The 17,048-nt window shown below is 49.9% G+C and carries 12 protein-coding genes; 10 read left to right on the top strand and 2 right to left on the bottom strand.

Translation table 11 applies throughout. The features are described from left to right. The first annotated feature begins 101 nt into the window (after nt 1-101). Both nifL and nifA read left to right on the top strand, forming a co-directional pair. Nucleotides 102-1,721, top strand: a complete 1,620-nt coding sequence (nifL, locus tag AADEFJLK_RS20315; protein ID WP_088618911.1) for a nitrogen fixation negative regulator NifL — start codon at nt 102-104, stop codon at nt 1,719-1,721. Next, nucleotides 1,721-3,265, top strand: coding sequence for a nif-specific transcriptional activator NifA (nifA, locus tag AADEFJLK_RS20310; RefSeq protein WP_088618910.1), 1,545 nt, complete (start codon nt 1,721-1,723; stop codon nt 3,263-3,265). The genes nifL and nifA overlap by 1 nt, the downstream gene beginning before the upstream one ends. 53 nt (nt 3,266-3,318) lie before the next feature. On the opposite strand, the gene AADEFJLK_RS20305 is transcribed toward nifA, so the two are convergent. Next, nucleotides 3,319-5,535 carry a hypothetical protein gene (locus tag AADEFJLK_RS20305; RefSeq protein WP_146054683.1) on the bottom strand — a complete coding sequence of 739 codons (2,217 nt, stop codon included), beginning with the start codon at nt 5,533-5,535 and terminating at the stop codon, nt 3,319-3,321. A 34-nt stretch (nt 5,536-5,569) separates the two neighbouring features. Further along, nucleotides 5,570-6,289, bottom strand: coding sequence for a DUF3142 domain-containing protein (locus tag AADEFJLK_RS20300; RefSeq protein ID WP_170065194.1), 720 nt, complete (start codon nt 6,287-6,289; stop codon nt 5,570-5,572). 950 nt (nt 6,290-7,239) lie between these two features. On the opposite strand from AADEFJLK_RS20300, the gene AADEFJLK_RS20295 reads away from it, so the two are divergent. The 8 genes from AADEFJLK_RS20295 to AADEFJLK_RS20260 all read left to right on the top strand — a co-directional run bounded on the left by AADEFJLK_RS20295 (nt 7,240) and on the right by AADEFJLK_RS20260 (nt 17,033). Next, nucleotides 7,240-9,102 carry a GMC family oxidoreductase gene (locus AADEFJLK_RS20295; protein ID WP_103975556.1) on the top strand — a complete coding sequence of 621 codons (1,863 nt, stop codon included), beginning with the start codon at nt 7,240-7,242 and terminating at the stop codon, nt 9,100-9,102. A gap of 55 nt (nt 9,103-9,157) precedes the next feature. After that, on the top strand, nt 9,158-10,261 hold the full coding sequence (locus tag AADEFJLK_RS20290; protein ID WP_103975555.1) for a ferritin-like domain-containing protein: 1,104 nt from the start codon (nt 9,158-9,160) through the stop codon (nt 10,259-10,261). Nucleotides 10,262-10,288: 27 nt separating this feature from the next. Then, nucleotides 10,289-10,744 carry a hypothetical protein gene (locus AADEFJLK_RS20285; RefSeq protein WP_088618905.1) on the top strand — a complete coding sequence of 152 codons (456 nt, stop codon included), beginning with the start codon at nt 10,289-10,291 and terminating at the stop codon, nt 10,742-10,744. Nucleotides 10,745-10,857: 113 nt separating this feature from the next. Next, nucleotides 10,858-11,919, top strand: coding sequence for a myo-inosose-2 dehydratase (gene iolE / locus AADEFJLK_RS20280; RefSeq protein ID WP_211299287.1), 1,062 nt, complete (start codon nt 10,858-10,860; stop codon nt 11,917-11,919). A 93-nt stretch (nt 11,920-12,012) separates the two neighbouring features. After that, on the top strand, nt 12,013-13,053 hold the full coding sequence (locus AADEFJLK_RS20275) for a sugar phosphate isomerase/epimerase family protein (RefSeq protein WP_170065193.1): 1,041 nt from the start codon (nt 12,013-12,015) through the stop codon (nt 13,051-13,053). Between the two features lie 9 nt (nt 13,054-13,062). Beyond that, entirely contained in the window at nt 13,063-13,458 is a 396-nt protein-coding gene (locus AADEFJLK_RS20270) for a YybH family protein (RefSeq protein WP_088618904.1), read from the top strand. Between the two features lie 200 nt (nt 13,459-13,658). Beyond that, nucleotides 13,659-15,071: a Dyp-type peroxidase gene (locus AADEFJLK_RS20265; RefSeq protein WP_198328500.1), complete on the top strand. Its 1,413-nt coding sequence runs from the start codon at nt 13,659-13,661 to the stop codon at nt 15,069-15,071. Between the two features lie 93 nt (nt 15,072-15,164). Continuing rightward, entirely contained in the window at nt 15,165-17,033 is a 1,869-nt protein-coding gene (locus AADEFJLK_RS20260) for a galactose oxidase early set domain-containing protein (protein ID WP_249028099.1), read from the top strand. Nucleotides 17,034-17,048: the final 15 nt, after the last annotated feature.

Here is a 17,048-nt window from a genome sequence, read left to right as displayed (position 1 = left end):
AAAAGTCATCCATCTAGCTTACGCTATGGCCATCACCATGCCGTTACTGGCGTTAAAATTGCTTAATAATTATCTATAGCTTCTTCAGACTAGGCCGTCATATGAAAAAATCCTCTTTACTGTTTTTACAGGCGCATACCAATATGGCAAACGTCATTGGCGAACTGATCCCTGATTTGTTTACCGATGCGGATGGCCTTAATGGTGGCACCATGCCTTACAGCTTGTTTGTCGAGACGGTGGAGCAAGTGCCCATCGCCATTTCCATCACCGACAAAAAAGCCAAAATCCTTTACGTCAATGAAGAGTTTTCCAGAGTCACAGGCTACCAGCCAGAAGATATTCTCGGCAAAAACGAATCCATACTCTCCGACAAACGCACACCCAGAACGGTGTACTACGACTTATGGCATACCATCCGCAGCAAAAAAGTCTGGCGTGGCACTTTATGTAACCGCCATAAGTCAGGGCATCGCTATATAGCCAACCTGACCATCGCGCCTATGCTCAATGCCCAAGGTGCGGTCAGCCATTATATCGGGATGCACCATGATATTACCCAGGCTCATGAAGCGGATAAAAAAGTCATTAACCAAAAATTACTGATAGAATCGGTGATTAATTCTTCTCCGATTGCCATGGTGGTCATTGATGATCAAGACAAGGTGATACTGGACAATCACAATTATAAAATACTAGTCAGCGACCTGGACAAAGGTGAGCCTGCCGCCTATTTTTTACAGTTATTGCGTGAGGAAATGGGCGGCTTATGGACAGACCTGCAAGCGAACGAGAAAGGTTTTAATAACCGTGAATTCAGGGTGGAAGGCAAAGCTGGGCGTAGGTCGCGCTGGTTTTCCTGCGCGGGCAATTGGTTTAAGGAAAACGAAGTCCATGCCGACAGTTTTTTTGAAAACGCTTCTAAGCAATATCTTATCCTGACTATTACCGACATTACCCGGCAACGGCGACAAATGGAGGAATTGAATATCCAAACCTTAAAAACCTTAATGTCCGAAGATGAACGGGTACGCAGCATCCGTGAAACGTTATTGGGGGCTATCCATCAAATCCACATGCCGATGAATCAAATCAAAGCCGCTGAGCAAATTTTACGGCACAAAGGTGATGGGCAAAATCCTGGACTGCTGCAAATTTTGCAACAAATCCAGCAATCGGGTGAAGAAGCGATTGCGACCATGCAAAACTGTATCCCTGAAATCCTCCAAACCGCTATCATTCCGGTCAACCTTAACCAGATTCTTCATGAAGTATTATTGCTCAGCGACCAACGTATCTGGAGTAACGGCATTGACGTGCATTGGCAACCGCTGGCGGAACTGCCGAATATTTTAGGTTCTGAAAGCCGTTTGCGGGTATTATTCAACCAATTATTAGATAACGCCATTGAGGCGGTCGGTTTTGGAAACTCCACCGAACAACGTATAAAAATCAGCACCTATGCCGATGCCGATCTGATCTATGTACATATTGAGGATACAGGGCCGGGCATTCCTGTAGAAAAACGCAGTAAAGTCTTTGAGCCTTTTTACACGACCCGGGCAATGGGCGGACAAAAAGCGGGCATGGGCTTGGTGATAGCGAAGGAAATTGTCAGCCAACATCAGGGGTTTATTGATATAGACCCTAATTATGAGCAAGGCTGCCGCTTCAAAATCAGCTTCCCTTTACATAGACAGGAGCTTGGAGGACTAATCTGATGCTTGATCGCACCCAACTGATTGAAGCGGAGCTGGATACCTTGTATCTGATCAGCCAAATCCTCAATAGCACCCATGATCTGCACGCCAAATTACAAGCCGTGCTGGAATTGTTGCATAAACGCTCGGGGATGCGTTCTGGCATGATCACCCTTAAGGAAATAGAAAGTAACAGCCTGATTGTCAGTGTGGTACACACCGATGCGAGCAGCCCGCTTAAGCAGCCTATCCGTTATCAGTCTGGTGAAGGCCTAATGGGGGCAATACTGGATGCTGGCAGTACCCTGGTGGTAGAGAAAGTCGCAGACGAGCCGCGTTTCTTAGGCCGTTTAGGCTTATATGACCCGGAACTGCCGTTTATCGGCTCGCCTATTTACATCGAACAAGGCGACACGATTGGCGTGTTGGCGGCCCAGCCCGATAACAGTTTGTTTTTAGGCGAACGCGCCCGCTTTTTGGAGATGATCGCTAACCTGATTGCGCAAAGCGTCAAAGTCTTGCGGGTTATCGAACGCAAGCAACTGCATCTGCAAAGCGAGCGCGACCAGCTTAAACAGGCACTGATAAAAAACTACCGCTTTGAGAATATTATCGGCCATTCGCCACCGATGCTGAAAGTGTTCGACCTGATCCGGCAAGTCGCCAAATGGAATACCACTGTCTTAGTGCGCGGCGAATCCGGCACGGGTAAGGAAGTGGTCGCCAACGCCATCCATTTCAATTCCGGTTGCGCCAGCGGGCCATTCCTCAAACTCAATTGTGCCGCCTTGCCGGACACCTTGTTGGAATCGGAACTGTTCGGTCATGAGAAAGGTGCGTTCAGCGGGGCGATCAGCCAACGCAAAGGCCGCTTTGAACTGGCCAATAACGGCACTTTATTCTTGGATGAAATTGGCGAAATATCGGCTTCTTTCCAAGCCAAGTTACTGCGGGTCCTGCAGGAAGGCGAGTTTGAGCGGGTCGGCGGGTCGCAAACCATTAAGGTCAATGTGCGCATTATTGCCGCGACCAACCGTAATCTTGAAGAAGAGGTAACCCAAGGCAAATTCCGTGAGGATTTATATTACCGTCTTAACGTCATGCCTATTCACATGCCGGCTTTGCGTGACCGTAGCGAAGATATCCCCGAACTGTCGGAGTTTTTGCTGCGCCGCATTTCCGAGCAACAGGGCGGGCGGCCTTTGGAGATCAAAGAAAGCGCCATCCGTATTCTGATGAAGCATGATTGGCCTGGTAACGTCAGGGAACTGGCCAACTGCTTGGAGCGGGCGGCGATTATGAGCCCTAACGGTAGCATCGACCGTGATGTGATGGTCAATACCGGCTTGGAAAATGTAGTCGCACAAGCCGGACTGAACGCCAAGCCGCAAAAACTGCCATCCGTTGATTTTAATGATGAAAACCTTGATGACCGCGAACGGGTCATCGCCGCGTTGGAGCAAAGCGGTTGGGTACAAGCCAAAGCCGCCCGTTTGCTGAACATGACCCCCCGCCAAATCGCCTACCGGATTTCCACTTTGGATATTACGATGAAGCAGATTTAAAAAAGCGGTTCCTCTTTGGATGCCACATTCTAAATTTTAGGGTTAGCATCCGTTTATTGATCGCATCGGCCAAACCAGTAAGGAGTTTTGCGTTGCCATACCGAACCCCGATAATGGTGCGCCAGTAGCTCAAATGCGGCTTTGGAATAGTTTTTGGTGGCGCAGTCTGTGCAGCCGTAGCGGGTTGTCCGTACTGCCAGATACAGGGCTTCGGGTATACGCGGGTCGGTAGCGGAGGCTTTGGCCCATTGTAGGGTCTGGGCGGTCAAATAATTGGCTGCTCCGGTCAAGGCGGTGATTTGGGCGTTTTCTTTGGCGGCTTGCTTAAGCTCGGCGGCGGTCAGAAAAGCCGGGGGCGGCCCGACAGGCAGGTTATCGGCGCTACCTGAAGGGTATTGGTCGGCCTGGTTGTCGCACCACCAGTTATCACGAAAATCGTCAATTTCGTTAATCTCCACCCAACGGCCCTCAGCTTTGTTCACCAGCGGGCGCATGGCAGGGTTGTTGAGTATTAACCACAGCGCACTGGTATGGCGTTGCTCCGGGGTGTTGGCCTGTTGGTATTGCTTGAGAAACGGTTTTAGTGTCGGCAGATATTTGCCTAGGTGCGGGGCAAATGCTACGGCGCTGGCATCATCACCCAGTAACACGGCGCGGGTCCATACCGAAATCAGCAGACGGCTTTTCAGGTCTTTGGGCAGGGCAGGGTGTAAGGCGAAGGTTTTTAATACCGATAGCGGCATTAGCACATTGAAAATACTGGTGGCATCGGCATCGAACATCGCGCCACCGTCAGTTTTAGGGTCAACCAGTTCATAACTGTCTTCTAACGCCAAAAACGGCGTTTGCCGTTGGGCGTATTTGACAAATTCGTCGGGGGTTTGCGCCAATAGCAAGCGTTGGCCATAAAATTGGTTGGCTGCTAGTTTGGCGTGACCCGGCAACGGCTTGGCGAGTAAGGCATCGAGTTTTGCCCGTGCCTGTGCATTTTTACCTTGCGCCATCAGCAGGCGGACGGCGTGGTAATTGACGGTCAGATAGGCGGGCGATTCGCGGCCGACGCTGGCGCTGGCGGCGATCAGGGCGGCGGCAGCGGCGGCCTTAGCGGGGGCTTTGAGCAAGCTGGCCACTAACCAAGGCAGAGTGCGGCCGCTTTGCCAACGCACTAAGGCATGGCTGAAGGCGGTTTTGTCGTCATCTTTAGCCTGTACGGTAAAAATCCAGTCGCTTAAGTCACTGTCTTGGCGAAATTCGTTCTGGCGTTTTAACGCTTCAGTATTGTCTTCATCATCGTGTAGCTCAGCTTTGTCCAGTAAGCGCCGATAGTCGGTCAGGTCTTGGTAAAACTGGGGGTTGTCTTTGGCCTGCACCAGTAGTTTCGCCAGTTCGGCGTGCCGTTGCCGGGGCTGCAAGCGGAAATTGACGTAGTTTGCCAATTGCTTGGCGGCGTTGTGGTAAGCCGCCAATTGGCTATTGGCCAAGACGGCATTAATCTGATCGATGGCGGCTTGGTCAGCGGCTTTGCGCACCGCGACCCTGGCCAATAGATACGCCGCTAACGGTTGCCATTCGGAATGGGGGTCTTGGGCGATGTGGCTAAAGTCTGCTTGGGCGGCGGTATAATCCTCGGCGTAAAAATGCGCGGCAGCTATTTGGTAAGCCCGATCCTGCTTTAGCCAAGCAGGTGCGTCGGCGGGTGCGGGGTTGGGCAGGGCTTGGTTTTTTGCGCAATTGGCAAACACTTGGTCTTGGCCTTGCAGCCACTCTTTAACAAAGGCGTTGGCGGCAGTGTAGCGGCTTATTCTAGCCGCTAATATTTTGCGGGCGTTATCGAATGCGCCGGGGGTGCAATTGGCATAAGACGCATAGTCTTTGCCTTGTCTGAACGCATTAATATCCGGCTTGGGCGCGTCGGCTGACACGGCTTGCCGCGCCGCCAACCAATTGTTGAGCGCGGTGGTGTTTTGGTCTTGCTTTACGTCTGTCCTCTCATAAATATTTTGCCAACTGCGGAGCAACGCTTGTTGTTCGGTGGCCGAAAAGGGCTGACTGCTTAACGACCGATAAGCCGCGAATAACGCCGGACGGTATAACTGGCCATGGATAATGCCCAGCTTACCTTGGCTGAATTCCTCAAAATTTTCGGGGCGTTCCGCTATAGTAAAAATGGGCAGCGGCAATGACGAGCCAGCTCGTATCGGTAAGCTAACCGACATGAGCAGGACGATGCCCCAGGCTAGTTTAACAGTGGGTCTTGATAAGATGTGCATGGCGGATTCTTGGTGATCGGGGGGGCATGAAGGGTTAGCGGTGTGTTAAAAAATCTAGGTCAGAGAGTTTCCAGCCATCATGCCGTCCCTTAAATACATACAAACGGCGTTGCCGAAGCTTAACGAAATGCTGTGGCGGTTCGGCTTCGTCGGTAGCGATGCCGTAACTTTGTTGACATAACGGCACAGAAAAATCGTTGCCTTCAGCCAAAAAGTGCCGCACTTTCTTCGCGTCAATTCCCATACGGAAAATCATCGGCACCGCTTCATCTACGGGCAAGCCATTAATCCAACCATCACCGAGACAGAAAGAAGCCAACGCCGTTATGGATAAGGCAATATCCGCCGCTAAGCGGCTACGCAGGGTAATGAGAAATTGGCGGTAAAATTCCCGTTCCGAGACTTTGGCATCAAAATCTATTTGTACTGCCGAAATATTTTTAAGGGCGGCGGTCTGCAACACCCTTTGGATGATCGCTTCACGTTGTGCCGCTGACAAAGCCGCCCGCTGGTGGCTTTTTTTATGGGTTTCGATGCGTGTTACCGCTATCAAACGGGTGGTGGGCGACACTTTCAAAGCTTGGCGGCGGGGGTTCACCAGCAGTGTGTCTTCTTGTAAGCGCAGGGTTTGCGCCAAAAAAGCCACCCCAAAACGTTCGCTAGGCAAAAAACGCAAATCTTCTGCCCGCTCCCATGCCCATAAGATAATAGCGGGAAAACCGTCCATCCGCGCCGCCCAAACAGGTTTTGGCATTAGCAAACAGGCCAATGAAGCCAAAATTATCAAAGAGGTGTAAGGGTTTAGCATAGTAGTATGGCGCAAATGGGATACCTCTGGATAGTACGGGTTTCATGTTAATCAATAAGTAGGTGTTCATATATTTTTTAACATTTGTGAATTTTACCCCGCTCCCTTCTGCTTCGCTCAGGGAACGGGGCTTCGCTTAGGAGCAAGTCGGAGATAAAAATGTTAAAAGACTTATGAACCACTACTTACACCGATGCGCCGCATCTATAAAAATCATAGCACCCTTTAGTATAGGCAAAATAGTTTGCCGACAAATAGTATCCATACCGGTGGGCTTTGTTCAGTTAGTTACCGCCAAGCAACCATAAAAGCGTTGTCTGCTATCACGATGAGGAGGTACTTAATGGGTAGCCCCAACGGGGTACTGCTTGCCAAGCAGATAAGCTAATATTGGCGCCACATAATAAAAACAGGCAAAAATTTATTTCAGTACACAAATGTTTTTCTTTTTCAAATCAAGCACTTTTTTGTTGTTAAACAATTTTTGTGGAATATTCACTTTTTTATAGGTAATAATTAATTTCATTTATTTTTTTATTTTGTTATAAATTCTCAGGATTTAAAAAATCGAGGCAACTAACTATTAGTGTCTTATTATTTTATGCGTTAATTTTTATCTATTTGTGATGCTTAAACGTTAATAACTTTATCATGGGTAATAGGCGCTTGGCTTTTATACAGAAAAAAGTGCTTATACCCCAATTTATTTTCTGTTGAACAGATTAATTTTTCGGGCAAAGCTCTTAGTTTAAGGGCTTTCAGCTTGACGGGTCAACTCAACATAAAAGTTAGTATCCGTTGTTGTTTTTTTAGGGTGGCCAGCTGTTTTGGCAGCCTAACATGAGTACCACCCTTTTCTTTTAGATGTCCATTAATAAACCTTAAGGAGTCATGCAATGCCGAAGTATTCACATGTATGCCGCTGCCAAAGCGATCATGCCCGCTTTGCGGAAAAAATCTATGATGTCGTTATCGTAGGGTCGGGAGTTAGCGGCGCAATTATTGCCAAAGAACTCAGCAGCCAAGGCAAGTCGGTGCTGATCTTGGAAGCCGGTCCGGAAAACATTTACACCATGAACGGTTACAACAAGTATATCGAAACCTTTTATGGCAATATCAACAAAGACAACAACGCCCCTTACCCCTTTAACGCCAACGCGCAAAGCCCCAGTAGCCTGGATGTCGACAAGCTCACTCCCGGCGTACCTGACACCAAAGGCTATTTTGTGCAATTGGGCACCTTGCCTTTAGAAAGCACTTATACCCGCGTCTTGGGCGGTACGACCTTGCATTGGCAAGCCACTTGCCTGCGTATGTTGCCGGAAGACTTTAAAATGCAAACCTTATTCGGACAAGGCCGCGACTGGCCTTACGATTATGAAACCCTTAACCCTTATTACAATATAGCGGAACGGGAATTGGGCGTAGCTGCCGATGTTGACGACCAACGCTATTTTGATATTACCTTTGACCCCAATTATGTGTTTCCTATGGAAAGGATTCCGGTTTCCTATCTGGACAAGATGGTCGCTAAACATGTCGATGGCATGACCATCACACTCGAAAGCGGCGAAGCGCGGAGTTTGTTGGTGCGCAGTATCCCCCAAGCGCGTAACGGTGTCCCCAACCCAAACTATGATGGCGGCAAGGGCTATGTACCCGTTGGCGCACTAGGCACTAACCAAGAAGAAATGGGCGAGCGTTGCCAAGGTAACGGCAACTGTGTGCCCATTTGTCCGGTACAAGCCAAATATGATGCCAGAAAAACCCTGTATAAAGCCTTACAAACCGGCAATACCGAGATCATTTCCCAAGCGGTCGCCCACAAAATAGACATAGATCCTGATAGCCAACGGGTCACGCGTATCCATTATAAATCCTACCAAGACCCCGCTTTACCCGAATATACCGAAGGCACGGTACAAGGGCGGGTATTTGTCTTGGCCGCCAACCCTATAGAAAACGCCAAGCTGATGCTGGCTTCCGGCTTAAACAGCAGCAGCGATATGGTTGGCAGAAATCTAATGGATCATCCGTATATCCATGCCTGGGGCCTGATGCCGGAAATTTCCGGCACAATGCGCGGCCCGCAAGGCACATCGGGTATCGAAGAGATCCGTAGCGGGCAGTTCCGCAGCCAACATGCAGGCTTCCGTATCGACATCCATAACGAAGGCTGGGGCTGGGCAACCGGCTCACCGACAACGGACTTGCTGGATCTGGTCGATAATCAGCAGCAATATGGGACTGACCTACGCAACGGACTGGTTAATAACGTCTCGCGCCAATTGTTGCTGGCGTTCATGGTCGAGCAATTGCCTGATCCCAATAACCGCATCACTATTGATCCAAGCTACACCGACCAAATCGGCAATTACCGTCCGGTCATCACTTATAGCCTGTCCGATTATAGCTTAGCGGGGATGGCGTATGGGCGTAAATTGTCCAAGGAAATTTTCGCGCAGATCGGCGTTGAAGATCACACCTATTACGACCCCAGTTCTTTCGGCTACTTGATCTATAACGGCCAAGAGATGATCGCACGGGGCGGTAACCATTTTTCAGGCACCCATATCATGGGCAGCAGTTCCGCCGATTCTGTGGTAGACCGCAACCAACGTTCTTGGGACCACGACAACCTTTATCTGGTAGGCAGCGGCAGTTTGCCAAGCATCGCAACCTCAAATACCACCCTCACCTTAGCCGCTATGTGCTATATGAGCATCGAGCAAATTTTGCGGGATTTACAAACGGCTTAGGCCGGATATATCCACGCGCTATTGATAACCCTACTTTTATTTGAAGAGGACATACATGAACCATACCACAGCCTGCGCCAAAATTAACAGCAAAGAAGAGTTGCAGCATTATCTGCAAACGGCATTACAGCTTGAACACTCCACTATACCCGTATACCTGACCGCGCTTTATTCCATCCATCCGGGTACTAACCTGGATGCCACATTGATTCTCCGCGCCGCTCTGGTTGAAGAGATGTTGCATCTGACCTTGGCTGCCAATGTTTTAAATGCGATTGGCGGCAAGCCGGATTTGGCCGCAGCCGATTTTGTCCCCCTCTACCCGACTTATTTACCTAGTGGGGAAACGGATTTTCAGGTCAGCACGGAAAAGTTTTCCCTACAAGCTATCGAAACTTTTTTGAATATCGAGCGCCCAGCCTTAAGGCCTGTGCATCTCCCGCACGGCTTACGCGGCCATATAGTCCATAAACATAAAGACCGGCATTGCCATTGCATCCTTGATAAGGCTCTGATCGCTTGCGGCAAATCTGCGGATATGCACTTTTACAGTATCGGCGAGTTTTATGAAGCCATTATTGACGGTTTGGATACCGTTTATGCGCAACTCGGCGAGGCGTTGTTTTCTGGCGATGAAGCCTTACAAATCGGCCCCAAATATTATTATTCGGGGGGCGGCGACATCATCGTCGTCAACAACTTAGAAACAGCCAAAGCGGCCCTTAACTTGATTATCGAACAGGGCGAGGGTTACGCAGACTCTGTTTATAGCAGCAGCGGTGAAATTGGCCACTATTACCGTTTCCAACAAATCCAAAAAGGGCGCTATTACGTCCACGGCGACCCAGTTAACCAACCGAGCGGCGACTTTTTCACGGTCGATTGGGATGCCGTCTATGACCTGAAAAGCAATGCGCATTTGACGGATTATCCGCAAGGCACTGAAGTCTATCAGGCGGCCAGCGACTTTGAAGCGGCTTATTATGACTTTTTACGCCACATCACTGACGCTTATAACGGTAAACCAGAATACCTGATCCCGGCGGTGGGCGGTATGTTCCGCTTAAAAGAACTGGCCAGCCAATTAGTCAGAAACCCTAATCCTATCCAAGGTGAGAGCACTAATGCCGGCCCTACCTTTGGTTCGAGAGCGGCATAACCTAAAGAATTAACGGGAGCTACCTACATGTTTGATTTATTTATCGATTTTTCCGTGACACTGACAGGTTTCAGTACCTTTAGGCTACAGGGTACTGGCATGGCGGCACCTTATTTTGAGACCGTGCAAAAGATTATCGGCCCGGCCACTTTAGATGAGCTGCTGTTGCAATATCAAGCCATTGTTGCCACCGCAAACGGTGATGCCGCAACGTTGGATAACCTGTTGCGCAATACCATTTTCAACGATCCGAAATTCGGCCCGGTCACCCGCAATATCATTAAGCTCTGGTTTGTCGGCACTTGGTATCAATTACCAAAAGACTGGTGGGGCGCTTACGGAACCGGAGAACAGGGCGACAGCTTTGTCGTCAGTCCAGCCGCCTATACTGAAGGTTTGCTATGGCCTACTGTCGGGGTAACCCCCGCCGGTGCCAAAGCCCCCGGATATGACAGTTGGGTTAACGCCCCGGTATTTTCCTAAGCAAATCTAGCGACGGTTGGAGGCCTTGCTGGATTTCATGTCAGCAACACCCAAAGCTGCGCCGTTTTCCTAACGATACATCACATGATTTTATCTCAGTAAAAGGTATTGATATGAACAATAGTAACTATTTTACAAACATTACGCTTCGCCGTGCCATTGCCCATTGTTTGCTGGCCGCTATGGTCGGAGGCATGGTATTGGCGAGTCCTGCTGCGGTCGCCGAAAGCGCTTATGCTAAAGCCAAAATAACCGCCCCCACCACCAAAACCCTGTTTGACCCCAGCAAAGTTTTTTTGGGCATTACCCCAACGGGTTGGGTTAATGATGACGATCCGACCATTGATGATGATATTGGCTTTAAGCAAATCGTCAGCGAAATGGCTTTGGCGGGCTTTCAAGGCTCCAGTGTCGGCCATAAATATCCGACCGACACCAAAGTGCTGACTGACGAGCTGAACTTACGCGGCTTGAAAATTTCCGAGCCTTGGGTAGGTACTTATTACACCATTAAGGCCATGGATGAGCAGACCCTAGAAACCTTCAAAAAGCAAATGGCCTTTATCAAAACCATGGGTGGTACCGATATCGTGGTCGCGGAATTAGGCAATGCCGTACATCAGCAACCGGTGGCGGTATTGCCAAATAAGCCGGAATTTACCGACGCACAATGGAAAGCGTTGCTGGACGGCTTGAATATGTTGGGTGCCTTGGCGGAAAAAGAAGGGATGCGTTTGTGCTATCACCCCCATGTCGGCACGGGTGTGGAAAAAGCGCCGGATATTGACCGTCTGATGGCGGGTACTGACCCTAAATATGTCCATTTATTGTTAGATACCGGGCATTTGTTTTATGCCGGCGTTGACCCTTTAGCGATTGCGACAAAATATGCTAGCCGGATTAAGCATGTCCATCTGAAAAACATCCGCAAATCCGTGTTGGACAGTTCGGTTGCCAGTAACAGCAGTTTCTTAGACTCCATCCGTGCCGGGGTGTTTACCGTACCCGGTGACAGTGCGGGGGCGATTAATTTTAAACCGATCTTAGAAACCTTAGCGGCCGCCAATTATCAAGGCTGGCTGGTCGTCGAAGCCGAGCAAGACCCCAAAAAAGCCAATCCTTTAGTCTATGCCCAAATGGCCCGCCAATATCTTCGTGAAACCATAGGGTTTTAAAGCCAACCTCAGATAACTGAGGTTCATGTAGGGGTAACCATAACCCTTATGGTTACCCGTATTTTTAACCCTATCGGACACAAAGGATAGCTAATGAATCACCACACTGATAAGACTGCCAGAGACATTTACATCAGCTTTTTCATGTTTACCACAGATATGAAGCCCAGCGACGAAGCCTATAGAAACGTCATCATCACCCACATGCAGGCTTTAAAAGAGCTGGGCTATTCGGGTTTCGAATTCCCGCTGGCCGTTACTGAAGACACCGATTATGCCCAGCAAATTGCCGACTATGCACAATTGCGGCAAGCGATGGATGCCAGCGGCTTGGAGGATATGAAAGTCGCTACCAATGTCGGGGCTACGCCCACGTTTGACCCCAGTTCCGAAGATCAGGCGCAACGCGACGCCGCTTTGGTGTATTTAAAGTCGCGGGTGGACATCACCGCCGCGTTACGGGGCACTATTATGATGGGGCCGATTGTCTACCCTTATGGGCACTTTCCGGTAACCGCCGACAATCAAGGCATCTGGAGCGACGCGCTGCAAGATTATATGGCCCAACGTTATCTGAACGCCCAGCCCGTACTGAACGAATTAGGCCTGTATGCACAAGGCAAAGCCGTCAAATTGGCGATAGAACCGATCACGCATTGGGAAACGCCAGGCCCTAACACTTTGGCGCAACTGATCGGCTTTTTAGAAGGCGTACCTTGTCAGCAGGTCGGGGTATGCCTCGACACGGCCCACGAAACCCTCGACGGTGCCGGCCCCTTACTGTTTAAAGAACAGCTCGACTGGCTGGTACAGGAAGGCCGTCTGCATTATGCGCAGATTTCCCCACCGGATCGGGGTAATGTCCAAGACAGTTGGATACCTTGGCAAACCTTGGTCGAACCACTGTTAAACGCCCATCAAGGCCCTATTGCGGTGGAGATTTTTAATGCCATTCCGGCGTTTTTAGATTCGCTACGCTTATCCAGACGGAAGTTTTGGATACCTGGAGAAGATCCCGCTAAACCACCTTATCCCAGTGCTTACACTATTGCCGCCGAGGTGCTGGCGGCCATCCACGCTAATGTGCCCGCATCTGTATTAAGAGGGCATCAGCCTCCCGCCGCCAACCAATAGGGTTTACTTATGAGCATGTCAGATTATGAAGCGATACAGACCCTGTTTGAGCAAACGTATGCCGATAGGGTTAGGGGTAGGGATATTGAGGCTTATATCGCTATGTACACCGCCGATGCCTTTTGGTCTCCGCCCAATGCGGCAGATTGCCGTGGCCAAGCCGAAATAGCCGAAGGTTTTGCCAGACAAATCGCCAATGCCGATATCGATCCCGTATTTACTGCCGAGGAAATCCGATTATTTGGCGCTACGGCTTATGTTTTAGGCAACTCGGTTGCCCAAATCACTGACCACAGCACAAGAGCGATACGGGTCGCCAAATATACGGCCTTGTGGATTGTCGAATGCAGCCCTGACAACGGCGAATGGCTCATTTCCAGACAATTATGGAATAACAAGCCTTAGGAAAAGACTTGCCGCTGGGATAAAGCCACGGCCCCAAGTGGCCCGCTATTATGAAAGCGGTTAGCCGCGAAGGGTACGAAGACGCGTACCAGCAAACGCTTCGCACCCTTTATATGTAATAAAGCAAAACCATCAATTTGGCTAGCTATGTTTTTGTAGCGGATTTTTCAAACAGTGTAATGGCATTTGCCGGAGACGTGATGTTAACAGACGACATTTTATCAACTACGTTAGAGACGGGGATTGACCCGGGTAATCCTGATATTTTCAAGATTTTTCTTGACGATCTGCAAGGCAATATCCTCAAAGGCCATGGCCGCGATTATAGCGTCCACCTGTTACTGCGCTTTAAGGCCACACCCGCTGAAGTGGCGGCATGGCTGGAGGGCTTTACCAAACAATATGTCAAATCCGCCGCCCAACAATGGCAGGAGACTGCGCGTTATAAAGCCGAACGGCTATCTGGCGGGGTGTGGGCAAACTGCTTGCTGTCCTGCCAAGGTTATGAATATCTGGGTATCCCGCCGTTTAAAATCCCTACCGACAAACCGTTCCGTCTAGGGATAAAAAATCCGGATATCGCCCAAACGTTAGGCGATCCGTCCGCTTCCCAATGGGAAAACGGTTTTCAAGGCGACATCCACGCGTTGTTACTGTTGGCAGATGATGATAGCCAACACTTACAGAATGTGGTAAGCGGTATTGCCGACACCTTAGAGCAAATAGCCGATATTGTCCAGCGGGATGACGGCTTCATCTTAAGAAACGCCGCTGGCCAAGTGATAGAGCATTTTGGCTTTGTCGATGGCATCAGCCAACCCCTGTTCATGAAAAGCGATATTGATGCCGCTAAAGAAAAAGATGGTGGATTCGATCAATGGGATCCTAGGGCTTCGTTAGATATTATCGTCACCAAAGACCCTAATGGCCTAACCGAAGACAGTTTTGGCAGTTATCTGGTATACCGAAAACTGGAACAAAATGTCAAAAAGTTCCATACCTCGCAACAAGCCTTAGCGCAAACCTTGGGTGTGGATAACGGTTTGGCGGGGGCGATGATGATGGGCCGCTTCCAAGACGGCAGTCCTGTGGTTTTATCGGACACACCGATACCCGATAACCCGACCACCAATAATTTTAATTACGATGCCGATACGGCAGCGAACAAATGCCCGTTCCATTCCCATTTGCGTAAAACCAACCCGCGTGGCGATACCGGCAGGGTTGTGTCATCGGATGATGTCGCGCAAGCGTTGGCGATGGAAAAAAAGCACCGTATCGCCCGGCGGGCCGTCAGTTACGGTAATGCCGATCTGACTGCCGCCCCCGAAACCGGTTCCGGTTTGCTGTTCTTATGCTTTCAGGCGAACATCGAAAACCAATTCAATTTTATCCAAGCCAGTTGGTCTAATTCGGCAAATTTTGTCAAAGTCGCTGTCGGCCCCGACCCTGTGATCGGGCAACCCCAAGGCACCCAACAATGGCCTAGCCAATGGGGCGCACCCACTAGGGAAGCGGTGTCGATGCCGCTGTGTATCACTCTGCAAGGCGGCGAATACTTTTTTGCCCCCAGCATCAGTTTCTTAGCCAACCTGACTAGCCTGTTAAGCTAAGCCACTCATTTTTAAGAGGTTGATCTAATGCCCATACTGACCCAACAACCTATATATCAAACGGCCTTATCATTAATGCTAAGCGCTGTCATTATGAGCGCGAACGTTAATGCCGCCACGGCTGAAGAAGATCCGCAAACGGCAGGAGCATGGGAGAGTGTTCCTATGCCCAGCCAGCAAACCCTAGCCCAAGCTGTACATTCGGTGTTGTTACCTAACGGTAAGGTACTGATAGCGAACGGCAGCAGCTTCCGTAATACCATTGTCACCGAAGGCGACACTCAGAAAATCCAAGAAGGCGTGGATTCAGGCGACTATGATTCCGTTAACAATACCGTCCTATTTGATCCCCAAACTGCCGAATTTGCCAAAATTCCATCGCCACCGGCGATACAGCACCAAGAGAACAATGACTTGTTTTGCGCGGGCCATTTACAGCAAGCTGACGGCAATGTCCTGTTTGTCGGCGGTACTGGCCGCTATTATCCGGGTGGACGCTTTACCGGTTCCAGGCAGCTCAACCTATATAATTGGCGTGACAATACTTGGTCGGATAAAGGGCAGCTTAAAGAAGGACGTTGGTATCCGAGCTTAGTGCCGCTGGCCGACGGCAAAATCGCCATTTTTTCTGGCCTGAAATTAAATGAACCCAATCAAATCAATCAGGGCTTAGAAATTTACGACCCCTTACTGAACAAGTTAGATTATTTTGACTTGGCACAAATTGCCGATAGCCCGTTTAACACCAAACTGGAAGGCAGTTCGGTTTATGACAGCATCGACTTGTATCCACGCGTTTTCCCTACTGCCACAGGCAAATTGCTGATTACTGGCGACGAGGCGGGCATCGCCAATGTCTTGACGCCGCATAGCAGCAAAAAATCGTATCTGATGGCGGTGGCGAAAGACACGGGCGGTAAGCTGTCGGTCAGTTTTGAGGTCGGTGCGGATAAAGCCGAAACCTCAAAAGCTTACGGTACTGCGTTTCAAGTGCCCAATTCCGAAGACGTGGTGTTGCTGGGCGGTTTGACGGGGACTAATGATATTGGCTTTGGCCTGCCTAATAAGCCGGATATTCCGGGCGCTAGCGTCGCCTCCAGTCTGCAACGTTGGCAAGCGCCCGGCAAAACCGGAACAAAATTAGGCCAATGGTCGCAAACCCCCGCGTTTCTTGCGGAGCCTAGAGCCAATCTGCAAGCGGTCATTTTGCCGGATAAAGAAGTTTTGGTCGTTAATGGCGGCGTTTATCCCGAATACCGCCCTGTCTATGAACCCTTATTACTGTCGCCGAACCCGCAAGCTAACGGCGGCTATGACATAAAGCGCATGAAAGCCGCCCACTTGCCTAGGCTATACCATAACGGCGCGTTGCTATTGCCCGACGCACGGGTGTTAATTATCGGCGGCAACGCCAACAGGGCGGCCCGTGACAGTGTCGGCAACGTCCGCGTGGACACTATCCGCGATGCGAAGGAATTTAACGTCTTCGCCAAACTGACCGACCAAGCGGGACAGCCCAAAGCCTTTACTTTAGAAGAGTTTTACCAGCATCCGCAAAGCTATTATGCCGAGGGCGATACCCAGCCTTTCGTGCCGGCAGAGATTTGGCAAGCGGAAATTTTCAGCCCACCTTATTTGTTTAAGCCGGGTGTGCGCCCCGAAATCATCCAAGCGCCAGAGTCTATCAAATATGGCCAAACCGGCCTAGTCACCGTTAGCGCAGCGGAGGCGGCAGGCGATCTGGTGCTGGTCAAACTCGGTTCAGTCACGCATTCTTTCGATTACGGCCAACGTCTGGTGGATTTGCCTATAGCGATTAAAGAGCATAAGGCAGGTAGCGCCCTTATTAAATTCAATGCCCCCAGCAACGCCAATCTGTATCCGCCCGGTTACTACATGATGTTTTATTTGAATGCCGCAGGTAAGCCTTCACACGCCAAAATGGTCAGGTTGGAATCCTGATGTGATGTTATCCCC

Origin of the sequence: Methylovulum psychrotolerans (assembly GCF_002923755.1) — a bacterium.
GTDB lineage: Bacteria > Pseudomonadota > Gammaproteobacteria > Methylococcales > Methylomonadaceae > Methylovulum > Methylovulum psychrotolerans.
This window is presented reverse-complemented; position numbering and strand designations above follow the sequence as displayed.

Bases quoted from the DNA above. Each gene is read 5' to 3' on its own strand.
- nifL (WP_088618911.1), top strand. From the start codon at position 102: ATGAAAAAATCCTCTTTACTGTTTTTACAGGCGCATACCAATATGGCA.
- nifA (WP_088618910.1), top strand. From the start codon at position 1,721: ATGCTTGATCGCACCCAACTGATTGAAGCGGAGCTGGATACCTTGTAT.
- AADEFJLK_RS20305 (WP_146054683.1), bottom strand. From the start codon at position 5,535: ATGCACATCTTATCAAGACCCACTGTTAAACTAGCCTGGGGCATCGTC.
- AADEFJLK_RS20300 (WP_170065194.1), bottom strand. From the start codon at position 6,289: ATGCCAAAACCTGTTTGGGCGGCGCGGATGGACGGTTTTCCCGCTATT.
- AADEFJLK_RS20295 (WP_103975556.1), top strand. From the start codon at position 7,240: ATGCCGAAGTATTCACATGTATGCCGCTGCCAAAGCGATCATGCCCGC.
- AADEFJLK_RS20290 (WP_103975555.1), top strand. From the start codon at position 9,158: ATGAACCATACCACAGCCTGCGCCAAAATTAACAGCAAAGAAGAGTTG.
- AADEFJLK_RS20285 (WP_088618905.1), top strand. From the start codon at position 10,289: ATGTTTGATTTATTTATCGATTTTTCCGTGACACTGACAGGTTTCAGT.
- iolE (WP_211299287.1), top strand. From the start codon at position 10,858: ATGAACAATAGTAACTATTTTACAAACATTACGCTTCGCCGTGCCATT.
- AADEFJLK_RS20275 (WP_170065193.1), top strand. From the start codon at position 12,013: ATGAATCACCACACTGATAAGACTGCCAGAGACATTTACATCAGCTTT.
- AADEFJLK_RS20270 (WP_088618904.1), top strand. From the start codon at position 13,063: ATGAGCATGTCAGATTATGAAGCGATACAGACCCTGTTTGAGCAAACG.
- AADEFJLK_RS20265 (WP_198328500.1), top strand. From the start codon at position 13,659: ATGTTAACAGACGACATTTTATCAACTACGTTAGAGACGGGGATTGAC.
- AADEFJLK_RS20260 (WP_249028099.1), top strand. From the start codon at position 15,165: ATGAGCGCGAACGTTAATGCCGCCACGGCTGAAGAAGATCCGCAAACG.